The following is a 19,730-nucleotide window of genomic DNA, read 5'->3' on the forward strand; positions in this document are numbered from 1 at the left end:
CATGGAAAGAAAAATAATTATTACAGCAGCTCTTTTTGGAATGATAGCGATTATCTTTGGTGCTTTTGGTGCGCACGCTTTAAAAGAGATATTGTCTCCGGAACAATTAACAAGTTTTGAAACCGGAGTTCGTTATCAAATGTATCACGCTTTCTTTTTGTTCTTTGTCGCTTCCAGAAAAGAGTTGTCTTTGAAGACATTAAAAGTAATTTATAATTTAGTGCTGGGAGGCGTTTTATTATTTTCCGGTTCGATCTATTTACTGACTACAAAAAATGTAACTTCAGTTGACTTTAAAATTATAGGATTCGTAACTCCAATTGGTGGTTTCTTATTAATCTTCGCCTGGTTTGTACTTTTAGCTACTTTTTTTAAGAAAAAATCATAAAATTGGTTTAAAAAAATTCTATCTAAAATTTAATACCTAATTTTGTTGTATATATAACACTCAACCTAATTACTGTGAGTTTTTTATGTTATTCATTAGTATAAATAAATAATGTAACACAAATTCCTGGTTAATTGGATTTTTAAAATTGACATTTTAAAGTAAATTATAACACAACAAAAATTTATGGAAACGAATACACTTTCCTCGCAATCGATTTCGCTCATGGATTTAGGAATTACAAATGCTAAAGTTCACTATCAATTATCTGCAGATGAACTGCATGCGATTACGCTACAATCAGGGCAGGGTGTTGAAGCTTCTACAGGTGCTTTGGCCATTAATACAGGCGAATTTACAGGACGTTCTCCACAGGATCGTTTTATTGTGAAAGATGCTGTAACGGAAGATAAAGTATGGTGGGGAAATGTAAATATTCCGTTTTCACCAGAAGCTTTCGAAAAACTATATGATAGAGTAACCCAGTTTTTATCAGACAAAGAAGTTTTTGTACGCGATTCATACGTTTGTTCCGATTCAAATTACAGACTAAATGTTCGGGTAGTAACAGAAACAGCCTGGTCGAACTTGTTTTGCTACAATATGTTTTTAAGACCTGAAGAAAGCGAGTTGGCTAACTTTACTCCTGACTGGACGGTAATCTGTGCGCCAGGTTTTATGGCAGATCCTGCTGTAGACGGCACACGACAGTCTAATTTTGCTATTTTGGATTTTACCAAAAAAGTAGCCTTAATTGGCGGAACAGGTTACACAGGAGAAATGAAAAAAGGAATTTTCTCTGCCTTGAATTTCATTTTACCGGTTTTCGAAAATACGTTGCCAATGCACTGCAGCGCCAATGTGGGTGAAGCCGGAGATACTGCTATTTTCTTTGGTTTATCCGGAACAGGAAAAACAACCTTATCTGCAGATCCGGAACGTAAATTAATTGGTGACGATGAACACGGATGGACAAGCGAAAATACCGTTTTTAACTTTGAAGGCGGCTGTTACGCCAAAGTAATCAACTTATCTGAAGAAAATGAACCGGATATTTTTAGAGCTATAAAAAAAGGAGCGCTTTTAGAAAATGTGGTTTTCAAAGCAGGAACTAACGAAGTTGATTATGATAATGTTTCGATTACGCAAAACACACGCGTGAGCTATCCAATAACACATATCGATAATATTCAACCGGGTTCTATTGGCCATAATCCTAAAAATATATTTTTCTTAACGGCAGATTCTTTCGGAATTTTGCCTCCTATCTCAAAACTGACTCCGGGTCAGGCCGCTTATCATTTTATTTCGGGCTATACAGCAAAAGTAGCCGGAACTGAAGCAGGTGTAACAGAACCTCAGCCTAATTTTTCTGCTTGTTTTGGAGCACCATTTATGCCTTTGCATCCAACAAAATATGCTGAAATGCTAAGCAAAAAAATGAAAGATGCTGATGTAAAAGTATGGTTAATCAATACTGGATGGACTGGCGGAGCTTACGGAACCGGAAGCCGTATGAAATTAAAATACACCCGTGCGATGATTACGGCAGCTCTAAACGGAGAACTGGACAATGTGGAGTACGTAAACCATAAAGTATTTGGAATTGCAAAACCGCAATCCTGCCCAAATGTTCCAAGCGAAATATTGAATCCGAGAAATACTTGGGAAGATCCTGCGTTATATGATAAAAAGGCAATCGAACTGGCTCAGAAATTCAAAGCCAATTTTGCCAAATTTGAAGAGTTTGCGAATGCTGAAATTTTAGCAGGCGCACCAAAAACAGAATAAGGAAGATTATTTAATTCAAACTAAAAAAAGCTGTTCGTCATGAACAGCTTTTTTGTTTGGTTTCCAATCGCAGCTAAAAAATAAAAATAAACACTAAACACTGTACTGCGACTGAAAACAACACTGAAAATTTATTTTTTTACTTCGTCAATACGCTTCTGGATCAAATCCCATGCGTAATAATGAAATGTCATTCCGTTACTCATAGCTACAAAAAGACCGTTTTTGTATTTTCCGCCTAAATTAACGCTGGTTACATCGGCACCATCGCATTCAATTGTTGACGTTGGAACTTCTGCCAGTAATTTATAGCTGTCTGGATTTCCGTTAACACCTTCTCTCGGATACACCATAAACGTGTTTGCTTGTTGGTTTGATACTAAAATATATCCCGTAGAATCTGTTTTTTTGTAAATCGCAATTCCTTCATGATCTGCTTTGAAATCTTTCTGACCGAAGAAAGCCAATTCTTTATTGTCGTTTAAAGCCGGATCTGCTTTGTATTTTCTGATTCCAACTTGTTCATCGCAATAGTAAATTGCGCCTAATTCATTATCAACAGCAATGGCTTCAATTTCTTTCTTTCCGCTGTAAGCTCCAAATTTGCGAACTACTTTTCCAACAGCGTTTTTACCGGAACCCGAAAGTTCATACTGCCATAAATAACTTCCTGAAGGACCAGATTTTCTTCCCACAATAGCAAATATTTTACCGTCAGTTGGTCTTGTGTATAAAGAAACTCCCATTGGGTCACGCAACTCTTCCCCTTCAAAAACCGAAATTCCTCCGTTGTCAATTGGGTCTAAATTCGGCAGGCTGAAAACTCTGATTTTGTTGCTTTCACGCTCAGTTGTAACAGCGATATCAACTTTTTTTCCGTCAATAATCAATCCGTAAGCGATATCAACATTGTTCGGGCGTTTTAAAGGAATTGATTTTTTAAGAATTTTTCCATTCAGATCAAAAGCATACAAACCACCGTCTGTATCTTTATCTGTTCCCACAATAATACTTTTTGTAGCATCAGTTGGGTGAATCCATATTGAAGGATCGTCAGTGTCATGAGGCAAAGCTTCGGTAACAGCTGTTGGTTTTACCGCATTTGGTGCAACAGGAGCCAGTTTATCATCTTTACACGCTGTGAATGAAAGTGCTAAAAGTAAAAGGGCAATTATAGATTTATTCTTCATTTTATAATGTATTTTATGCAATTAGACAGAGCCGTTAAACTCTGTCTAATTTAAGAATTTTAAAAAACAGGTTTTACAAGTCTAATTTCAATCCGAAATTGTAACGGGCCTGATAGTATTCAGCTTGTTTTGTATTCGATTCAATTCCCTGATAGTAACGCAACGGCTGATTTGTTAAGTTATTGGCTTCTGCAAAAAAGCGAAGTTTAGGTGTAATTTTATAAGAAGCATTCGCATCTAAGAAAAATTGTTTGTCATAGAAACTGTCGTTGTATGCTTCTGAACCTAATTCATCTAAATAATCGGATGTGAAGTTAGTAGAAATTCTTGCAGAGAAACGTTTGTTTTCCCATGATAATGATCCGTTGAACATGTGCGGAGCAGTTCCAGGAAGACTGATGTTGTTTCTTTCATTTCCGTCTTCGTCAGCAATTCCTTTTGCTTTGGATTTAGTGTATGTATAGTTTAAATAAATACCAAAACCTTTTAAGAATTTACCAGGCAGGAAATCTAACTGACGCTGAAGTGCTACCTCAAAACCATAAACATCAACCTGATCTCCGTTTCTGGATTGTACAAATGACCAGTTTTCACCAGCCGGAATTGGATTCACCTGATTTGGGAAATCTGCAGCAAATTTTGCATCTGTATATTGATTATCGCTGTAATTGTAAATGAAATCATTTAATTTTTTGTAAAAAACACCTCCTGAAATTAATCCAACCGATTTGAAATAATTCTCAACCATGAAATCATAATTGTATGAATACGTTACATCAAGATCCGGATTACCAGCCGTAATTTCTTTATCTGCCGCAATATTGTTTACATAAGGCGCCAATGCATAATAGTTTGGTCTTGCTAATGCCGTAGTTGCAGCAGCTCTTAAAACTAAATCTTTTGTAGCATTGTATTGAAATGAAAGACTTGGCAATAAATTAGTATAAGAGTTTGTCGTATTGATTTGACTTTCTAATTCTTCTTCATCTAAAACGCGGTTTCCTGTATAATCGATGTGTGTGTTTTCAACACGGAAACCTAAAACCATTGAAAGTTTATCATTAAAATCCTGATCCCATCTTACATAAGCAGCAGTAATTCTTTCTTTAGCGTTATAGTTTACAGCCAAATACTCAGCCGCATCTGCTTCTTTATCAAATAAACTGGCGTTGTTAAGGTCTAAACTTCCTAAGAAATTAGCCGAAGCAAAAGTTCCCGGTACATATTTACTTCCCGGATTAAAGTTTTTTCCATCAAAATAGCTGGTTGGAACTTCAGATAATAATTCCATTCCGTCATTGATTGGCTCGTAAGCGTAGAAATTATTATTTCTTTCTTTTTCTTTTAAACGTAATCTAAGCCCTGTTCTTAGTCTTCCTTTTTCGCCCGCAATCACAGAAAATGGAAAACGGATATTCACTTTTGCACCAAATTCGCTTTCGCTTGTCTCATCTGTGTTTTCTGAAACTGAATTAAATTTAAATTCATCTGTAGATTCACCAACAGATGTCAGTAAAGGAAATCTCGGATCAGATAAATCCTGGAACATCTCTAAACCTTTCTGACGGTATTCGATGTAACGCTCTTCAGGACGATACTCTCTTGCTTTTGCATAGTTGGCCGACCAGTCTAAATCTAATTTTGAACTGATTAAATGCTCTCCACGAATCGAATAATTCTGAACTCGCTGATCTTCTAATCTTCTGTTTTTATTGCGATTATTATCTGCTCCACCTTTTGTCTGGCGTTTTACACGACCTTCAAAACCAATAATTTCTTCGCCATTATAAAGCGGCTCAATATCATCATAAGTAGTTCTGAAACGGTTTTCCCTGTCGTCTCTCCAATTGTAAATTGCATTGGCGAAAATACTGTTGTTCTCATCAAATTTATAGTCTAAAGCAATCGACCCACTTCTACGGATACGCTGTACGTCATATTTTCTAATTTCTGAAGCCTGCAAATACTGGTTTCCGAAATCGTCTTTTACCCATTCGTTTTCGATGTTATCAGAACCGTAATCAACATTATTGTAAGATCCACTAACAACTACTCCTAATTTATTGTTGGCAAATCTGTTACCATACACTAATCCGGCTGTATAAGAAGCATTTTCACGAATTGGAAGATAACCTCCGGCAAGCGTTGCTGAGATTCTCTCACCATTTGGAGTTGCTCTGGTAACTAAATTTACAGAACCTCCAATAGCATCAGCATCCATGTCTGATGTAAGTGTTTTATTTACTTCGATAGTCGAAATCATATCAGAAGGAATCAAATCCATCTGAACGTTTCTGTTGTCCCCTTCTGCAGATGGGATTCGGTCACCATTTAACGTTACAGAGTTCAAAGACGGAGCTAAACCTCTAATAATAATGTTACGTGCTTCACCCTGATCATTTTGCATCGTGATACCCGGAACACGTTTTAAAGCATCACCCACATTGGCATCCGGGAAACGGCCTACCTGATCTGATGAAATTACGTTTCCGATATTCTTGTTATTTTTTTGCTGGTTCAGGGCTTTTGCCTGACCTTTTAAAATATCTCCCACTACAACCTCATTCAATTCTGTTCCTGTAGTTTTAAGCGCAAAATCGATCACGTTGTTTTTACCCTGTTCTACTGTGATTTCCTGAGTAATGGCAGTATATCCAATATATTTTACAGTTACCTGATACGTTCCAATATTAATATTAAGCAATTCAAAACGGCCATTGTAGTCAGAGACAGTGTATTTGTTCTCCCCAACAATCTGAATCATCGCTCCCGGTAAAGGAAGTTTGTCATCAGCATCTAATACCTTTCCTGATATTATTGCTTTTTGAGCATAACTCGTCAGCGTTAATAAAAACAGCATTGCTGCCACATAAAAATTTTTCATTGTGTGTTTGGTTTAATTTTCGGTTGCGAAACTAAAACCTGAATGTTATTAAAGCTGTTAAAAAAAATTAATATAATGTTATGATTGAGTGTTTCAAAACAAAAAATAGTAATGTTTATGTAACATTGAAATAGCATATCCATTGAGTAATTAGTGATTAGTTTAATGTGTGAGTTATTCACGAATAACATTGTAGTTTTTATAAAGACCGAAATTTAGATAGCCAAATGAATTTTATTTCTTATTCGATAAACAAAAAACTAATTACTATGGACTTAAACAATTATAAAAACACCAAATAATTGATTTACAAGTAAAAACAAATCAACGATTTTCGTTGCAATTGAATTTTTGGCGTTAAATTTGCCTTATCAATCAAAAATCATCAATCATGTTAAAACAATTTTTTATCCTGTGTTCAGGAGCCGACAGAAAGCTTCTCGAAAGCTGTTCAGAAGGCGAACAAACCAAATATGTTGGTATTGGCGCCACCGTTTTTTTTACTGCAGTAATGGCTTTTCTGGCCAGTGCTTATGCACTTTTTACCGTTTTTGACTCTATTTATCCTGCTCTGATTTTTGGGTTTGTATGGAGTTTACTTATTTTCAACCTGGATCGTTTTATCGTTTCTACTATTAAAAAAAGAGATCGTCTAATGGATGAATTTCTACAGGCGACTCCCAGAATTATACTGGCAATTATTATTGCTATTGTAATTTCGAAACCACTCGAAATCAAAATTTTCGAAAAAGAAATCAATACCGTTTTATTAAAGGAAAAAAACGAAATGGAACTTGCGAATAAAAAGCAAATAGGAACTTATTTTCAATCGGATTTGGATAAAAATAAGGCTGAAATTGCTGCTCTAAAAGCTGATATTCTGCAAAAAGAGAAAGAAGTAAATGCTTTATACTCAACTTACATTACAGAAGCCGAAGGGACTACAGGAACTAAAAGATTAGGAAAAGGCCCGGTTTATAAAGAAAAGAGAGAAAAACACGATGCTGCTTTCAAGGAATTCGAAACTTTAAAAGCCACTAACGAAGCCAAAATTGCCGAAAAAGAAAAAACAGGCAAACAGCTTCAGGCCGATTTAGACAAAAAAGTTTCACAGACACAGCCAATCATTGAAGGTTTTGATGGATTAATGGCGAGAATCAATGCATTGAACAAATTACCGTGGCTACCGTCATTTTTTATTATGCTATTATTTTTAGCAATCGAAACTTCTCCTATAATTGCCAAATTGCTGGCTCCAAAAGGCGAATTCGATATTAAACAGGAAGAAGCTGAAACTGCCATGAAAGCCACTTTGGAACAAAATAAATACCAGCGTGAGTTACTGATTAAAACAAGTGCGGAAATGCACAACAAAGTATATGCTGATATTGCCGAAGATAGGAACCTGTACAATCTACAGCGAAAAAATGCAACCGAATTGTTAGAGCTGCAATCGCATAATTTTGTAGAAAAACAAAAGGCAACTTTATAGACACACAAGAAAATAAAAAACCTATTTTACTGAAGCAAAATAGGTTTTTTAAATAATATTGAATCGTTTTTCTTAAACATTTTTCAAATTGATGATTTCCTGATCTGTCAAAAAACGCCAGTTTCCTCTTGGCAGATTCTTTTTAGTCAAACCTGCAAAAGACACACGATCAATACGCAAGACATCATAATCAAAGTTTTCAAAAATAGCACGTACCACTTTTACATTCGATGAACGCAGTTTAAGACCAACTTCACTTTTTGGTTCGTTATCAATATAACTGATTTCTTCAACAAATACCCGGTGTCCATCAAGAACCAAACCTTTGCTTATTTTCTCTAAATCCTCAAATTTCAGGTTTTTATCTAATGAAACCTGATAAATTTTAGACGATTTCTGACTCGGTAAGGTAAACTTACGAATCATGTCTGTATCATTCGTAAACAATAACAATCCCGTAGTATTTTTGTCCATTCTGCCAATCGGAGCAATTTTAGCCGTTGTAGAACCACGAACTAATTCAAGAACGTTACGATATTCCTGACCTTCGTCTAATGCAGTTGTAAAGTTTTTTGGCTTATTCAGTAATATGTATTCTTTCTTTTCAGGAGTTAAAACCACTCCGTCAAAGTTTACCACATCATTTAATTTTACTAAATACCCCATTTCAGTAACCGGAACGCCATTTACTTTAACGTTTCCTGACTGAATGTATATATCTGCATCACGACGCGAACAAACACCTGAATTCGAAATATATTTATTCAAACGTATTTCGTCAGAAGCTTTTTGTCTTTTTGGAGCCTGATTTTGTTTTTTAATTTTTTGTGCTTTCTCTTCTTCGGCTGCCTTAACAGCAGGGTTCACTTTCTTCGGCCCTTGAGCACGCTTTGCCATAGGAGGTTTTGGCTTGCCGGAGTTTGATTTTGAGCTGTTTGGTCTCGATCCGCCTCTTTTATTATTCCCTTCCTTGTTGTTCATAAATTCTGTAATTTGTGCAAAGATAGTTTTTTCCTGCTAATAAATCTTAAGTTCAATGTTGTTAGATTGATAGCAATACAGTTTTGATGAGTCAGGAGCTCACAATTGGCATTTTTAATCATTATAAAGGATGTCTCACAGAGATTAACAAAGGTTAAGATCAAGTTTCGCAAAGTTTCTTTAATAAATCTCTGTGTGTCTGCGGAATTCTATGTGAATCTCTGCGAAATAAACCCTAAAAATTCGAAATCAGCTGCTTTCCGTGCCACAACACACTCGGGTTAATCAAAACAATGCAAAAAACGCCCGAAACAATCAAAAACTTAAGCACATTATGAAGTAATAAGTATTGCTCTTTGGAATTTGATTTCCATAAATAAAGCAGAAAAAAAAGTAATGTTATAAAACATACATAGAAATAAATATCCATGTAGCCTACGTCATAAACATTGATTAATACGTAAACCGGAAGTATCGTTAGAAAGGTTAAAACCGTAATAACTTTTTTCGAAATAGCTTCATTATAAAGTATTGGAATAGTTTGGTAATTATTGGCCAGATCACCTTTTAAATTTTCAAGATCTTTTATCATTTCCCTAATCAGTAATAATAAAAAAAGAAATATGGCGTGAGATGAAATAATGGTAAAATGGCTCCTGTGGTTTTCTATTTCTTCAAATGAAATTTGGTTATAAAAATATAACAAAATGGCAAAAAAAGGCAAAACAGCCAGAAAGGCAGCTGTTAGGTTTCCGATAATAGCATATTTTTTTATTTTATGAGAGTAAAACCAAATGAGGAAAATATAGCACGAAAAAAATAAAGAAGCACGCCATGAAACAATAAAAGCCATCAAAACAGCCATAAAATTCAGAGAGAAATAAACCGAAAGTTTTGTTTTTTGACTTACCAGACGATCCAGCATGGATTTGTTGGGTCTGTTGATTAAGTCTTTCTGACTGTCGTAAAAATTATTGATAATATACCCCGAAGCAATTGTAACTGCCGAAGCAAATACAATGAGAAACAAATAAGAATCCAATAAAATATCAAGTGCTCTTTTTTCAGGTGCGAGTATAAAAATAGCTGATAAATATTGTGCTAAAATGATAATAGGAATATTGTAACCTCTTACTACAGAGAACAGACTGACAATTTTCATTACTAAAAGTTTGTGCTGTCTGCTTAACATCATACGGAATTAAAGTTTGGAAAAGTATAAATTTAAAATTGATAAACAACTTCTAACTTATACTCTTTTAATGAAACTTTAGCACGCTCTAAATCTTCGGTAAAACCTAAAATGTAACCGCCACCGCCAGAACCGCAAAGTTTTAAATAATAATCATTGGTATCAATCCCGTGTTGCCAGATTCCGTGAAATTGCTCCGGAATCATAGGCTTAAAATTGTTTAAAACGACTTTAGAAAGCTTTTTAGTATTGGTAAACAACGATTTCATATCCCCGTGCAAAAAGTTTTCTACACAGGCATCGGTATATTTTACGAATTGGTTTTTTAACATCGTACGGAAACCTTTGTCTTTCAGGTTTTCCATGAAGATATTGACCATTGGAGCCGTTTCCCCCACAATTCCTGAATCTAATAAAAACACTGCTCCTTTTCCGTCAAAACTCTGCGTCGGAATACCGGTTGCTTCGATATTATCTTTAGAATTAATTAAAATCGGGATACTCAAATAACTGTTTAACGGATCCAGTCCGGAACTTTTTCCGTGGAAAAAACTCTCCATTTGAGCAAATATATTTTTTAACTGCAATAATTTTTCACGGGTCAGATTCTCAAGAACCGTAATTTTGTGAGTCGCATATTTGTCATAAATAGCCGCAACCAAAGCACCACTGCTTCCCACTCCATATCCTTGCGGAATACTGGAATCAAAATACATTCCGGTTTCAACATCGCTTTTTAAAGATGCCAAATCAAAAGCAACCAGATCAGGCTGTTCTGTTTGTAAGTTTTCCAGATAAATGGTATAGCGTTTTAAACTTGCATTTGAGGCAATGGCTTCTGCAGAAGGGTTTTCATCTTTCTTTAGTGCTCCATTGTAAAAATTATAAGGAATAGAAAGTCCTTTAGAGTCGCGAATGATTCCGTATTCTCCAAAGAGTAATATTTTTGAGTAAAATAATGGTCCTTTCATATGTTTATTTTATGTCTTTACTTTATTTGATTTGGGTCTTGTCTGGTGCCGAAAAAGTTGATAATAGTTATTTGTTTTGAACTAAAAACATAATAAAAAGTAGTCTGTCTTGTTAGAACACATTTTCTAATCATTTTGTTTTTTTCACTGTAAGGAAAACTTTCCGGATGTAAAAGAATTGCTGAAATTGATTTATCAAATTTTTTCAGAAAATCAATTTTTCTTTTTGTTGACCATTTTGTTTCGATGTAGCTCAAAATTTTTTCGAAAGATCTTTCGGCTCTTAGAGTAAATTCGATATTTCTCAACCTAAACCGTGTCTTTTTAAAATTGATTCATAACCCACAACTTCTCCTCTTTCAAATTCCTGCATGCTTAGTTCAAGATCCTCTTTTTGCTCATCAGTCAAGTCATCCCACCAATCTTTCTGTTCTTTTTTGAAAATTTTTCGAATAGATTTTAATATAGTCGGATCTTCTGTATCTACTAACAACTTTATCAGTTCAAGTTTTTCTAATTGAATGTCCATAATCAAAAATTTAACTAAAGATACGCAAAATTATAATGCAATTGCGCCATCACCAATTTCGTCGCAAATGTACTGACCATTTTGACAAAAGCCAACTAATTCGTTCTTAATAAATTGTAATACTTTTTCTTTTACATTTTCAGGATAAAGCACATGCACGTTTGCACCGGCATCAAGGGTAAAACAAACCGGAGTTTTTGTTTCGGCTCTGAATTTCCAGATGGCGTTAATAATTTGTAATGTGTTTGGCTTCATGAGGATAAAATAAGGCATCGAAGTCATCATCATGGCGTGTAAAGTCAGAGCTTCACTTTCTATAACTTTGATAAACTCTTCTACATTTCCACTTTCGAAAATAGCGATTAATTTATCAAGATTCTCGTGTGCCTGCGCAAAACGGCTGTAGGCATACGGATGATTGTGCATTAAATCATGTCCAACCGTGCTCGTAACCTGTTTTTCTCCTTTATCAACCAATAAAATGGTATCCTGATAATTATAGAAATTTTCGTGAATTGCATGCGGAAATTCAACTCCGAATAAATCTGAACTTCCTTTTATATTTTTCTGTTCGCCCCAAACGACAACGTTTCCTTTCACGCTTCGGCATGCACTTCCTGAACCTAAACGGGCTAAAAATGATGCTTTCTGATAAAAATAATCGTCTGTCATTTCCGGGTTGAGCTTTTTTTCTAAACTCATAAAATTCATTGCCAAAGCCGCCATTCCGGATGCAGAAGAAGCAATTCCCGAGCTGTGCGGAAAGGTATTATGTGTATCAATCGTAAAATGATACTCTTTCAAAAAAGGCAGATATAGTTCAATTCGCTCTAAAAACTTTCTGATTTTTGGATTAAAATCTTCTTTTGCTTTTCCTTCAAATAATAAATCAAATGAAAAAGCATCCTGACTCTCTTTCTTTTCAAAAGCAAGTTTCGTAATCGTTTTGCAATTATTCAATGTAAAACTTACCGATGGATTCGCCGGAATCTGGTTCTCTTTTTTTCCCCAGTATTTCACCAATGCAATATTGCTTGGAGCACTCCATTCAAAGTTTCCGTTTTCAATTGTTGAAGAATATGTTTTAGGAATAAAATCAGCTGCTGTAAACATGAAATATAAAATTTTGACAAAGATAACTTTTTCACCATATAAGTTATATAAGAAATATAAGCAGCTTTTACTAAAATGAACTTATATGAATTATATGGTTTTAAAATTTTTCTTTTTGACTATTTTTGACTAGAAAATTTGACCCAATGAATAAGTTCGTAAAAATAGCAATAGCGTTAGTAGTTTGTTTAGCAGTAGGATATTCTGCAAGTCTGGTAACAAGACCGAGTGTAGTAGGGTGGTATCCTACAATTGAAAAACCAATTTTTAATCCGCCCAACTGGATTTTCATGCCGGTCTGGACCTTACTTTATGTTTTTATGGCCATTGCCGCAGGATTGGTCTGGGATAAAATAAAAGAGCAAAATGAAGAAGTAAAAAAAGCTTTAGGGTTTTTCATTATCCAGTTAACGCTTAATGCTGTCTGGTCCTACTTATTCTTCGGATTAAAAAATCCGATGCTGGCTTTAATAGAAATCGTTCTTTTATGGCTGATGATTTATGAAACGTATTTAAAATTTACTAAAATCAATAAAACGGCTGGGTATTTATTAATCCCGTATTTGGCCTGGGTTGGATTTGCAGCGATTTTGAATGCGAGTATCTGGTGGTTGAATAGATAATTCACGTTTTTTGTTTCAGGTTTAATTAATACATTCATTTTATGAATAGATTTAAGGTCTTTGTTCTCGTTTTGGTTTTAATTTCATTTAAAAGTTTTGCCTGTTTGAATGGTGAAACTAAAATTTTAAAAAATGGAGCTTATGCTTATCAGGACTATGATGGAATTAATCCTAAAGGACATTATTTTTTCAAGGGAGATTTTCCAAGATTGATAATTGAACTTGACAGTTTGTATAAAAAAACAAAAAATCTCGATTATTTATCTGACAAAGGATATCTTTTAATTGTTCTGGGAAAATATGACGAAGCTTTAAAATTATATCTGAGCATTGAAAAACTTAAGCCCAATAGATATAGCACGGCATCTAATTTGGGAACACTTTACGAATTAATGGGCGAAAATCAGAAAGCCTATAACTGGATCAAAAAATCTATTGCAATTAATCCCAAATCTCATGAAGGATCTGAATGGCTTCATTTGAAAATATTAGAAGCTAAGATCAAGAATATAAATACTGTTTCCGGTCAGTTTTTAATAAATACTAATTTTGGAACTTCGCGTGAACCTAAGACAAAATTATCTACAAAAGAAATTGATGAATTGGTAAAATCGATTTATTTTCAGGTAAATGAACGAATGTCATTTATAGAGCCAAAAGACAAAATCATTTCAATTCTACTTTTTGAACTTGGCAACCTTGCAGAATTGCTGGGAAAACATAATAGCGCACTTGATACTTACAGAACTGCCAGAGAATATGGTTATTATGGAGATTTGATTGTAGAAAGAATGATTAATAGCGCCCAGGGCGAAATTGACTATTATAGTGAAAGAGCTGTTAGTTATGGTTCACAACTTCGTACTTTAAGAGAAAGCAAAAAGGATATAAATTCAGATTATATATACCAAATTGAAACAAGTTTGATTATTCTTTCAGTAATAACAATAATTTTATCGATTGCTTTTGTTGTACTTCTCTTAAAATGGAAAAAACTTAAAAAATCTACCTCAACTTCTTAAACTCTTCGTTTTTAGTATACAAAAAATCCATTGTAGCCAAAATATTCGGATTTTCTAATAGGGTTTTAGATTTTGGATCGGCATCGCAGAATTCAATAAAAAGCGCTGTTTCTTCGGGCTTTAATTTCAGCTCTTTTGTCAAAAAATCAAGAGGCAATGTGCTTTTTACAAGCTGGTTTAAACCAATTTTTGGGCTTTCCTTTTTAGGAGTTTCTTCTTTTTTGAATAAATTCCGAATTTGTTTTCCAAGGTAAATAAAATCTGTTCCGAGGGGCATAACTGCTTCTTTATAACCAGCAATTTTTAATCCTTCTTTTGATTTGTGAGAGTTTAGCTTAATCTGTTCTATTTCTTCTTTAGTCAGCCAGACTGTTTTTGATTCCTTATTCAAAACGACAACTTCTTTCAGCTCTTCCGGTTTGGCAATCATATTGACTGTAAAATCATTGGACTGAATGTTTTCTGCTGAGACTTTTAATCTTGTAAATAAAAAATCTTTTGAGAAGAAAAGCAGACTGTCTTTTATCTTTACAGCAATTGAAAATTCGCCCGATTCATTTGTTCTGGTGCTGATTTTAGCAGTTTTGTTGATTACTTCTATATTTTTAAGCGGAAGATCCTGAGCAACTACTTTACCATGAAGCAATTTTTCAGTTTGTGAAACAGATAACTGATAGGTAAAAAAAGAAATTGTGGTAAGTAATTTTACTCTCATACAGATTAATTAGCTGAGAGTAAAATTATTAGAATCGTCTTAATAAAAACTTATGAATTGTGTAAATTCTTGTTAATAATTACATTAGGATATCGAAATGGAGTGAATATTAAATCAAATGTTTTATAAAATATCAATCAATTCTGAAGCCGAATTTATAACCAATTTTGCACCGCTGTTTTTCAATTCTTCCTGAGTTCTGTAACCCCAGGTAACGCCAACAGGAAACATATTTGCGTTTACTGCTGTCTGCATATCGATATCGGAATCGCCTACAAAAAGGATTTCTTCGGGTTTTAAGTTCCATTTTTTGCTGATTTCGACCGCTTCAAACGGATTTGGTTTTTTAAGCGCTTCTGTACTTAAACCAACTGCAGCATCAAAGTGATTTGGGAATATTTCAGAAGCTATTTTCTTGGTCAATTCATCGGCTTTGTTGGAGAAAACCGCCATTTTGATATTTTGCAAAGCCAAATTATCCAGTAATTCGACAATACCTTCATATGGTTTTGTTTTCAACGTACAAACTTCACGATATTCGTTAACCATACTTGCAAAACAAATTTCGATCTGATCGTCTGAATTGTTTGATGCAGGCAATGCTTTGCTGACTAAATTTCGTAAACCGCTGCCGATAAAATATTGATACGTATCGTAAGTATGTGTTGGATAATTCAGACTCGTAAGTACTGAATTCATCGCATCTGAAATGTCTTCTAATGAATTGACTAATGTGCCGTCTAAATCAAAAATAATTCCTTTAAATTTCATGTTGCATTAAATATTTTGTGCCAGAATAAACCCGCTTGTCCAGGCATTCTGAAAATTAAATCCTCCGGTTATGGCATCAATGTTTACAATTTCACCAGCAAAATAAATGTTTTCGTGAATCTTGCTTTGCATTGTTTTGAAATTGATTTCTTTTAAATCGATTCCGCCAGCCGTTACAAATTCCTCCTTAAAAGTGCTTTTTCCGTTGACTTTAAATTCGCATTGGGTTAATTGTGATGTTAGGTTTTGTAATTGGTTTTTAGATAAATCTGCCCATTTCGTTTCGGTTTCAATTCCTGATGCCAAAACTAAACTTTCCCATAAACGGTTTGGAAAGTCAAATGGGGATTTTTTAGAAACTGCTTTTTTTGCGTGTTCCTGCTTTAAATCTTTCAGGATTTTTTCGGCATCTCCGTATTCAACATCGTTTAACCAATTGACAAAAATTGTGAATTGGTAATTTTTATCAAATAAAGTACGCGCCCCCCAGGCAGAAAGTTTCAGGATCGCAGGACCGCTCATTCCCCAATGTGTGATTAATAACGGTCCTGTCGATTCGAGTTTGGTATCTTTTACATTTACGGTAACCTGAGCCGCGACACCAGGCAATTCTTTAATTCGGGAATCTTTGATATTGAAAGTAAACAACGAAGGAACCGGACTTACAACAGCATGCCCGTGTCCCTGAAGCATTTCCCATATTTTTGGATTGCTCCCGGTTGCCATTACTAATTTTTCTGTTGCAAAATTATCAGATTGTGTATCGATTTTCCAATGATTTTCGGCTTTGTAAATTGATTGTACACTTTGTCCAGTCAACACTTTTATACCTAATTTTTCAGTTGCTTTTAGAAAACAATCAATTATCGTTTGCGAGGAATTAGAAACCGGAAACATTCTTCCGTCTTCTTCGATTTTTAATTCAACACCGTGTTTTTCGAACCATTCGATTGTATCTCCTGAACAGAATTGATGAAACGGGCCGCGAAGTTCTTTTTCGCCTCTTGGATAAAATTTGACCAGTTCATTCGGTTCAAAACAAGCATGTGTTACGTTGCACCTTCCACCACCGGAAACACGAACTTTGGAAAGCACTTCTTTTCCTCTTTCTAAAATGGCGATTTTAAGTTTTGGGTTTTTCTCAGCAATATTTATTGCGGTAAAAAATCCTGCAGCGCCACCGCCAACAATAATAACGTCGAAATTTTTGATCATATTTTATCTGGAAAATCAGAGATTATTCCGTTTACGTGATAACTTTTTACTTTTTGAATATCTTCTTCGGAGTTTACTGTCCAGGGGAAAACCAGAAATCCTTTTTCCTGAATTTGCAGGACTTTTTCTTTATTGAGTAACTGAAAATCAGGATGAATGGCTTTTGCTTTTATGGTTTCGGCGAAAGCCAAAGCTATATCAAGATCTTCCTCTGTTAAAACACCAATCGGAATATTTGGATTTAGGTTCTGAACTTCTTTTAAAGCATTCCAGTCAAAACTTGAAATGATAAAATGTTCGTAGTTCCAGCCTTTTTCATTGATGTATTCTTCAATTAAAGAAACAACTTGTTTTGAAGTATCAGCATTTTTTAACTCGACATTGATGAAACATTTTTTGTCAACTAAATCAAAAACTTCCTCTAAAGTTGGGATTTCATGCTTTTCGACAACCAAAAATGACTTTAACTCGGCTAAAGTGTACGTATTAATATCACCTTTCCCATTGGTCATTTTATCGATGGTTTCATCGTGCATGACGATGATATGTCCGTCAGCGCTGAGGTGAACGTCGAGTTCGATTCCGTCTGAATGTAAGTCTAAAGCTTTTTGAAAAGCCTGAAGCGTATTTTCGGGTTCGTATGCTTTGGCACCTCTGTGAGCTATTTTTAGAATATTCATTTTTATAGGTTCAGAGTTGCAAAGGTACAAAGTTGCAGAGGAAAAATAATAGCCCCGAATTCACGAATTATTTTTGACATAATAAATTTGTGAGTCCATGGCTATATAATTTTTAAACACATAGAATCATAGATTTTTTTGTCTAAAAAGATCCAAATAAATGATTCATCATTTACACATAGTTTTAAGCACTAAAACTATGTTTTTTAAAACAAGTGAAACGCCTTTATTGAATTAGAAAACTATGTTTCTATGTGTTTAAAATAATTTTTTATTCCAATTCTAAAACTACGGCTGATTTTGGTTCCAGCATAATTTCAGAAACTAAATCAAATGTTTTGCCGGTAAGAACATCTTTTCCTGATGTATAATTTTTGATGTTTTCTTTGAAACGATTGGTTTTTACAACTTGCTCTTTTGCATTGTTATTGAAAACTACCATTACCGTTTTAGCATCTGTATATCTGAAATAAACATAGGTATTATTCTCAGGAATGTAATGCGTCATTTTTCCGAAATGAAGAGCTTCATTTGATTTTCTCCAGTTGAATAATTTTGACGTAAAATCAAAGTATTTTGCCTGTTCTGCTGTTCTTCCCGCTGAAGAGAAAGCATTATTTTTATCGCCTGCCCATCCGCCCGGGAAATCCTGACGAATATCGGCATCACCGCCTTTAGCTTTATCACCGCCCATTCCAATTTCGGAACCGTAATAAATCTGTGGGATTCCACGAACTGTGGCTAGTAAAGTCATAGCCAGTTTGTATTTCGCTAAATCATATTTAAAAGTATGATTCATACGATCTGTGTCATGATTTTCGGCAAAGACTAATAAATTATTTGTGTTTGGATATAAATAATCCATCGCAAAATTATTGTAAAATTTAATCAGACCACCATCCCAATTAGGTGTATCATCATTGAAAACAGAACCAATCTGGCTTTGAAGCGTAAAGTCCATTACGCTAGGTAAATTCGAATTGTAGTTCTTAATCGCTCCAATTTTACTGTCTTTCTGCCAATAGGCCAGACTCGCCTGATTGTGCATCCAGATTTCGCCTACGATATTAAAGTTCGGATATTCTGTAGTAACCGCTTTCGCCCAATTGGTCATTGCGTTTGCATCCGAATAATTATAAGTGTCTACTCTAAATCCGTCAAGATTGGCGAATTCAATCCACCAAATAGCGTTTTGAGTTAAATATTTTGCAACTAATGGATTTCTTAAATTTAAATCCGGCATTGAAGGTACGAACCAGCCATCAATACAAATTTCCTGATCTGTTTTTGAGGCATGTGTATCCGGAATTACTTCACGTCTGTGATTGGTTTGTGTGTAATTCTCAAATTGGTTTATCCATGATTTTGTTGGCAAATCTTTGATCATCCAATGGGTTATTCCCCAGTGATTGGTTACATAATCCATCACTAATTTCATATTCTTTTTGTGCATTTCTGCCGATAAACGAGCGTAATCGTCATTTGTTCCATAACGCGGATCTATTTTGTACACATCTGACTGTGCGTAAGTATGATAGGAATATTCCTTGTCGTTATCTTCGCATAAAGGCGTGCTCCAAATAGTCGTTGCGCCAAGAGAAGAAATATAATCCAGATTCTTGATGATTCCTTCGATATCTCCACCGTGACGTCCGCCCGGCAAAGCACGATTTCCTTTTTCTGCTAAAGAAGCATTGCTGTCGTTTTTCGGATTTCCGTTAGCAAAACGATCCGGCATAATCAGGTAAATCAGGTCTGACGAGTCATAACTTTTTCGGTCTGCTGAATTGGCTCTTCTTTCTTTAAGGGAATATTTTTGGGTAAAAGCTACTTTGTTTTTCAATTTAAAGGAAAAAATTAATTCTGAAGCTTTTACATCTTTTGTATCTATGGTTACAAAAAGATAATTTGGGTTTTCAGTTTGTTCAACATTTTTAATCGCAACATTATTTGATACCGAAGTTTCATACTGCGAAATGTTTTTTCCGTAGAACATAATCTGCAGTTCCGGATTTTTCATTCCGGCGTACCAGAAAGGCGGTTCTGTTTTTTGTATTTGCGCTTTCGCGGAAGCGGGAAACAGCAAGATCAATAGGATTAATTTGTAGAATATATGGTTTGTATTAAAATATGTTTTTTGGATATTCATAATTTGAATTTTAAATTAATGAAC

The 19,730-nt window shown here is 34.7% G+C and carries 18 protein-coding genes; 5 read left to right on the forward strand and 13 right to left on the reverse strand.

Annotated elements, in window-relative coordinates:
• The first annotated feature begins 1 nt into the window (after position 1).
• Complete coding sequence (locus FLACHUCJ7_RS03340) at positions 2-388, forward strand: DUF423 domain-containing protein (protein WP_078227053.1); 387 nt, start codon at positions 2-4, stop codon at positions 386-388.
• A gap of 186 nt (positions 389-574) precedes the next feature.
• Complete coding sequence (gene pckA / locus FLACHUCJ7_RS03345) at positions 575-2,179, forward strand: phosphoenolpyruvate carboxykinase (ATP) (protein WP_180907904.1); 1,605 nt, start codon at positions 575-577, stop codon at positions 2,177-2,179.
• Positions 2,180-2,310: 131 nt separating this feature from the next.
• On the opposite strand, the gene FLACHUCJ7_RS03350 is transcribed toward pckA, so the two are convergent.
• Both FLACHUCJ7_RS03350 and FLACHUCJ7_RS03355 read right to left on the reverse strand, forming a co-directional pair.
• Entirely contained in the window at positions 2,311-3,369 is a 1,059-nt protein-coding gene (locus tag FLACHUCJ7_RS03350) for a phytase (RefSeq protein ID WP_180907905.1), read from the reverse strand.
• 73 nt (positions 3,370-3,442) lie between these two features.
• Positions 3,443-6,253 (reverse strand): TonB-dependent receptor, encoded by a 2,811-nt coding sequence (locus FLACHUCJ7_RS03355; protein WP_180907906.1) that lies wholly within the window; start codon positions 6,251-6,253, stop codon positions 3,443-3,445.
• A 391-nt stretch (positions 6,254-6,644) separates the two neighbouring features.
• Here FLACHUCJ7_RS03355 and FLACHUCJ7_RS03360 point away from each other — a divergent pair, with 391 nt between their 5' ends.
• Positions 6,645-7,745 (forward strand): DUF4407 domain-containing protein, encoded by a 1,101-nt coding sequence (locus FLACHUCJ7_RS03360; protein ID WP_180907907.1) that lies wholly within the window; start codon positions 6,645-6,647, stop codon positions 7,743-7,745.
• A 72-nt stretch (positions 7,746-7,817) separates the two neighbouring features.
• On the opposite strand, the gene FLACHUCJ7_RS03365 is transcribed toward FLACHUCJ7_RS03360, so the two are convergent.
• The 6 genes from FLACHUCJ7_RS03365 to FLACHUCJ7_RS03390 form a co-directional block, all read right to left on the reverse strand.
• A complete protein-coding gene (locus FLACHUCJ7_RS03365) occupies positions 7,818-8,726 on the reverse strand; it encodes a pseudouridine synthase (RefSeq protein ID WP_180907908.1) in 909 nt (302 codons plus the stop codon).
• A gap of 235 nt (positions 8,727-8,961) precedes the next feature.
• Positions 8,962-9,918 carry a geranylgeranylglycerol-phosphate geranylgeranyltransferase gene (locus FLACHUCJ7_RS03370; RefSeq protein WP_078227047.1) on the reverse strand — a complete coding sequence of 319 codons (957 nt, stop codon included), beginning with the start codon at positions 9,916-9,918 and terminating at the stop codon, positions 8,962-8,964.
• Between the two features lie 32 nt (positions 9,919-9,950).
• Entirely contained in the window at positions 9,951-10,889 is a 939-nt protein-coding gene (locus FLACHUCJ7_RS03375; RefSeq protein WP_180907909.1) for a mevalonate kinase family protein, read from the reverse strand.
• Between the two features lie 17 nt (positions 10,890-10,906).
• Positions 10,907-11,197, reverse strand: a complete 291-nt coding sequence (locus FLACHUCJ7_RS03380; RefSeq protein ID WP_180907910.1) for a type II toxin-antitoxin system RelE/ParE family toxin — start codon at positions 11,195-11,197, stop codon at positions 10,907-10,909.
• The gene (locus FLACHUCJ7_RS03385; RefSeq protein ID WP_078227044.1) at positions 11,194-11,418 is read right to left on the reverse strand and encodes a hypothetical protein; all 225 of its coding nucleotides are present in this window, start codon (positions 11,416-11,418) and stop codon (positions 11,194-11,196) included. The genes FLACHUCJ7_RS03380 and FLACHUCJ7_RS03385 overlap by 4 nt, the downstream gene beginning before the upstream one ends.
• A 30-nt stretch (positions 11,419-11,448) precedes the next feature.
• Complete coding sequence (locus FLACHUCJ7_RS03390) at positions 11,449-12,531, reverse strand: diphosphomevalonate/mevalonate 3,5-bisphosphate decarboxylase family protein (protein WP_180907911.1); 1,083 nt, start codon at positions 12,529-12,531, stop codon at positions 11,449-11,451.
• A 146-nt stretch (positions 12,532-12,677) separates the two neighbouring features.
• On the opposite strand from FLACHUCJ7_RS03390, the gene FLACHUCJ7_RS03395 reads away from it, so the two are divergent.
• Together FLACHUCJ7_RS03395 and FLACHUCJ7_RS03400 are read left to right on the forward strand one after the other, a co-directional pair.
• The gene (locus FLACHUCJ7_RS03395; protein ID WP_180907912.1) at positions 12,678-13,154 is read left to right on the forward strand and encodes a TspO/MBR family protein; all 477 of its coding nucleotides are present in this window, start codon (positions 12,678-12,680) and stop codon (positions 13,152-13,154) included.
• A 41-nt stretch (positions 13,155-13,195) separates the two neighbouring features.
• Complete coding sequence (locus FLACHUCJ7_RS03400) at positions 13,196-14,176, forward strand: tetratricopeptide repeat protein (protein WP_180907913.1); 981 nt, start codon at positions 13,196-13,198, stop codon at positions 14,174-14,176.
• Here the strand turns inward: FLACHUCJ7_RS03400 and FLACHUCJ7_RS03405 are convergent.
• From FLACHUCJ7_RS03405 to FLACHUCJ7_RS03425, 5 genes are all read right to left on the reverse strand, one after another.
• Positions 14,160-14,891, reverse strand: a complete 732-nt coding sequence (locus FLACHUCJ7_RS03405; protein ID WP_078227040.1) for a hypothetical protein — start codon at positions 14,889-14,891, stop codon at positions 14,160-14,162. The two genes, FLACHUCJ7_RS03400 and FLACHUCJ7_RS03405, sit on opposite strands and share 17 nt — an antisense overlap.
• Before the next feature lie 123 nt (positions 14,892-15,014).
• Positions 15,015-15,662 (reverse strand): HAD family hydrolase, encoded by a 648-nt coding sequence (locus FLACHUCJ7_RS03410; RefSeq protein ID WP_180907914.1) that lies wholly within the window; start codon positions 15,660-15,662, stop codon positions 15,015-15,017.
• 6 nt (positions 15,663-15,668) lie between these two features.
• A complete protein-coding gene (locus FLACHUCJ7_RS03415) occupies positions 15,669-16,877 on the reverse strand; it encodes a BaiN/RdsA family NAD(P)/FAD-dependent oxidoreductase (protein ID WP_180907915.1) in 1,209 nt (402 codons plus the stop codon).
• Entirely contained in the window at positions 16,874-17,557 is a 684-nt protein-coding gene (locus FLACHUCJ7_RS03420; RefSeq protein ID WP_078227037.1) for a glycerophosphodiester phosphodiesterase, read from the reverse strand. The genes FLACHUCJ7_RS03415 and FLACHUCJ7_RS03420 overlap by 4 nt, the downstream gene beginning before the upstream one ends.
• Before the next feature lie 271 nt (positions 17,558-17,828).
• Positions 17,829-19,706 (reverse strand): glycoside hydrolase family 13 protein, encoded by a 1,878-nt coding sequence (locus FLACHUCJ7_RS03425; RefSeq protein WP_180907916.1) that lies wholly within the window; start codon positions 19,704-19,706, stop codon positions 17,829-17,831.
• Positions 19,707-19,730: the final 24 nt, after the last annotated feature.

It is taken from the genome of Flavobacterium salmonis (assembly GCF_903819435.1).
Classification (GTDB): Bacteria; Bacteroidota; Bacteroidia; order Flavobacteriales; family Flavobacteriaceae; genus Flavobacterium; species Flavobacterium chungangense.

Coding starts and splice junctions, on each gene's coding strand:
- FLACHUCJ7_RS03340 (WP_078227053.1), top strand. CDS start 2: ATGGAAAGAAAAATAATTATTACAGCAGCTCTTTTTGGAATGATAGCG.
- pckA (WP_180907904.1), top strand. CDS start 575: ATGGAAACGAATACACTTTCCTCGCAATCGATTTCGCTCATGGATTTA.
- FLACHUCJ7_RS03350 (WP_180907905.1), bottom strand. CDS start 3,369: ATGAAGAATAAATCTATAATTGCCCTTTTACTTTTAGCACTTTCATTC.
- FLACHUCJ7_RS03355 (WP_180907906.1), bottom strand. CDS start 6,253: ATGAAAAATTTTTATGTGGCAGCAATGCTGTTTTTATTAACGCTGACG.
- FLACHUCJ7_RS03360 (WP_180907907.1), top strand. CDS start 6,645: ATGTTAAAACAATTTTTTATCCTGTGTTCAGGAGCCGACAGAAAGCTT.
- FLACHUCJ7_RS03365 (WP_180907908.1), bottom strand. CDS start 8,726: ATGAACAACAAGGAAGGGAATAATAAAAGAGGCGGATCGAGACCAAAC.
- FLACHUCJ7_RS03370 (WP_078227047.1), bottom strand. CDS start 9,918: ATGTTAAGCAGACAGCACAAACTTTTAGTAATGAAAATTGTCAGTCTG.
- FLACHUCJ7_RS03375 (WP_180907909.1), bottom strand. CDS start 10,889: ATGAAAGGACCATTATTTTACTCAAAAATATTACTCTTTGGAGAATAC.
- FLACHUCJ7_RS03385 (WP_078227044.1), bottom strand. CDS start 11,418: ATGGACATTCAATTAGAAAAACTTGAACTGATAAAGTTGTTAGTAGAT.
- FLACHUCJ7_RS03390 (WP_180907911.1), bottom strand. CDS start 12,531: ATGTTTACAGCAGCTGATTTTATTCCTAAAACATATTCTTCAACAATT.
- FLACHUCJ7_RS03395 (WP_180907912.1), top strand. CDS start 12,678: ATGAATAAGTTCGTAAAAATAGCAATAGCGTTAGTAGTTTGTTTAGCA.
- FLACHUCJ7_RS03400 (WP_180907913.1), top strand. CDS start 13,196: ATGAATAGATTTAAGGTCTTTGTTCTCGTTTTGGTTTTAATTTCATTT.
- FLACHUCJ7_RS03405 (WP_078227040.1), bottom strand. CDS start 14,891: ATGAGAGTAAAATTACTTACCACAATTTCTTTTTTTACCTATCAGTTA.
- FLACHUCJ7_RS03410 (WP_180907914.1), bottom strand. CDS start 15,662: ATGAAATTTAAAGGAATTATTTTTGATTTAGACGGCACATTAGTCAAT.
- FLACHUCJ7_RS03415 (WP_180907915.1), bottom strand. CDS start 16,877: ATGATCAAAAATTTCGACGTTATTATTGTTGGCGGTGGCGCTGCAGGA.
- FLACHUCJ7_RS03420 (WP_078227037.1), bottom strand. CDS start 17,557: ATGAATATTCTAAAAATAGCTCACAGAGGTGCCAAAGCATACGAACCC.
- FLACHUCJ7_RS03425 (WP_180907916.1), bottom strand. CDS start 19,706: ATGAATATCCAAAAAACATATTTTAATACAAACCATATATTCTACAAA.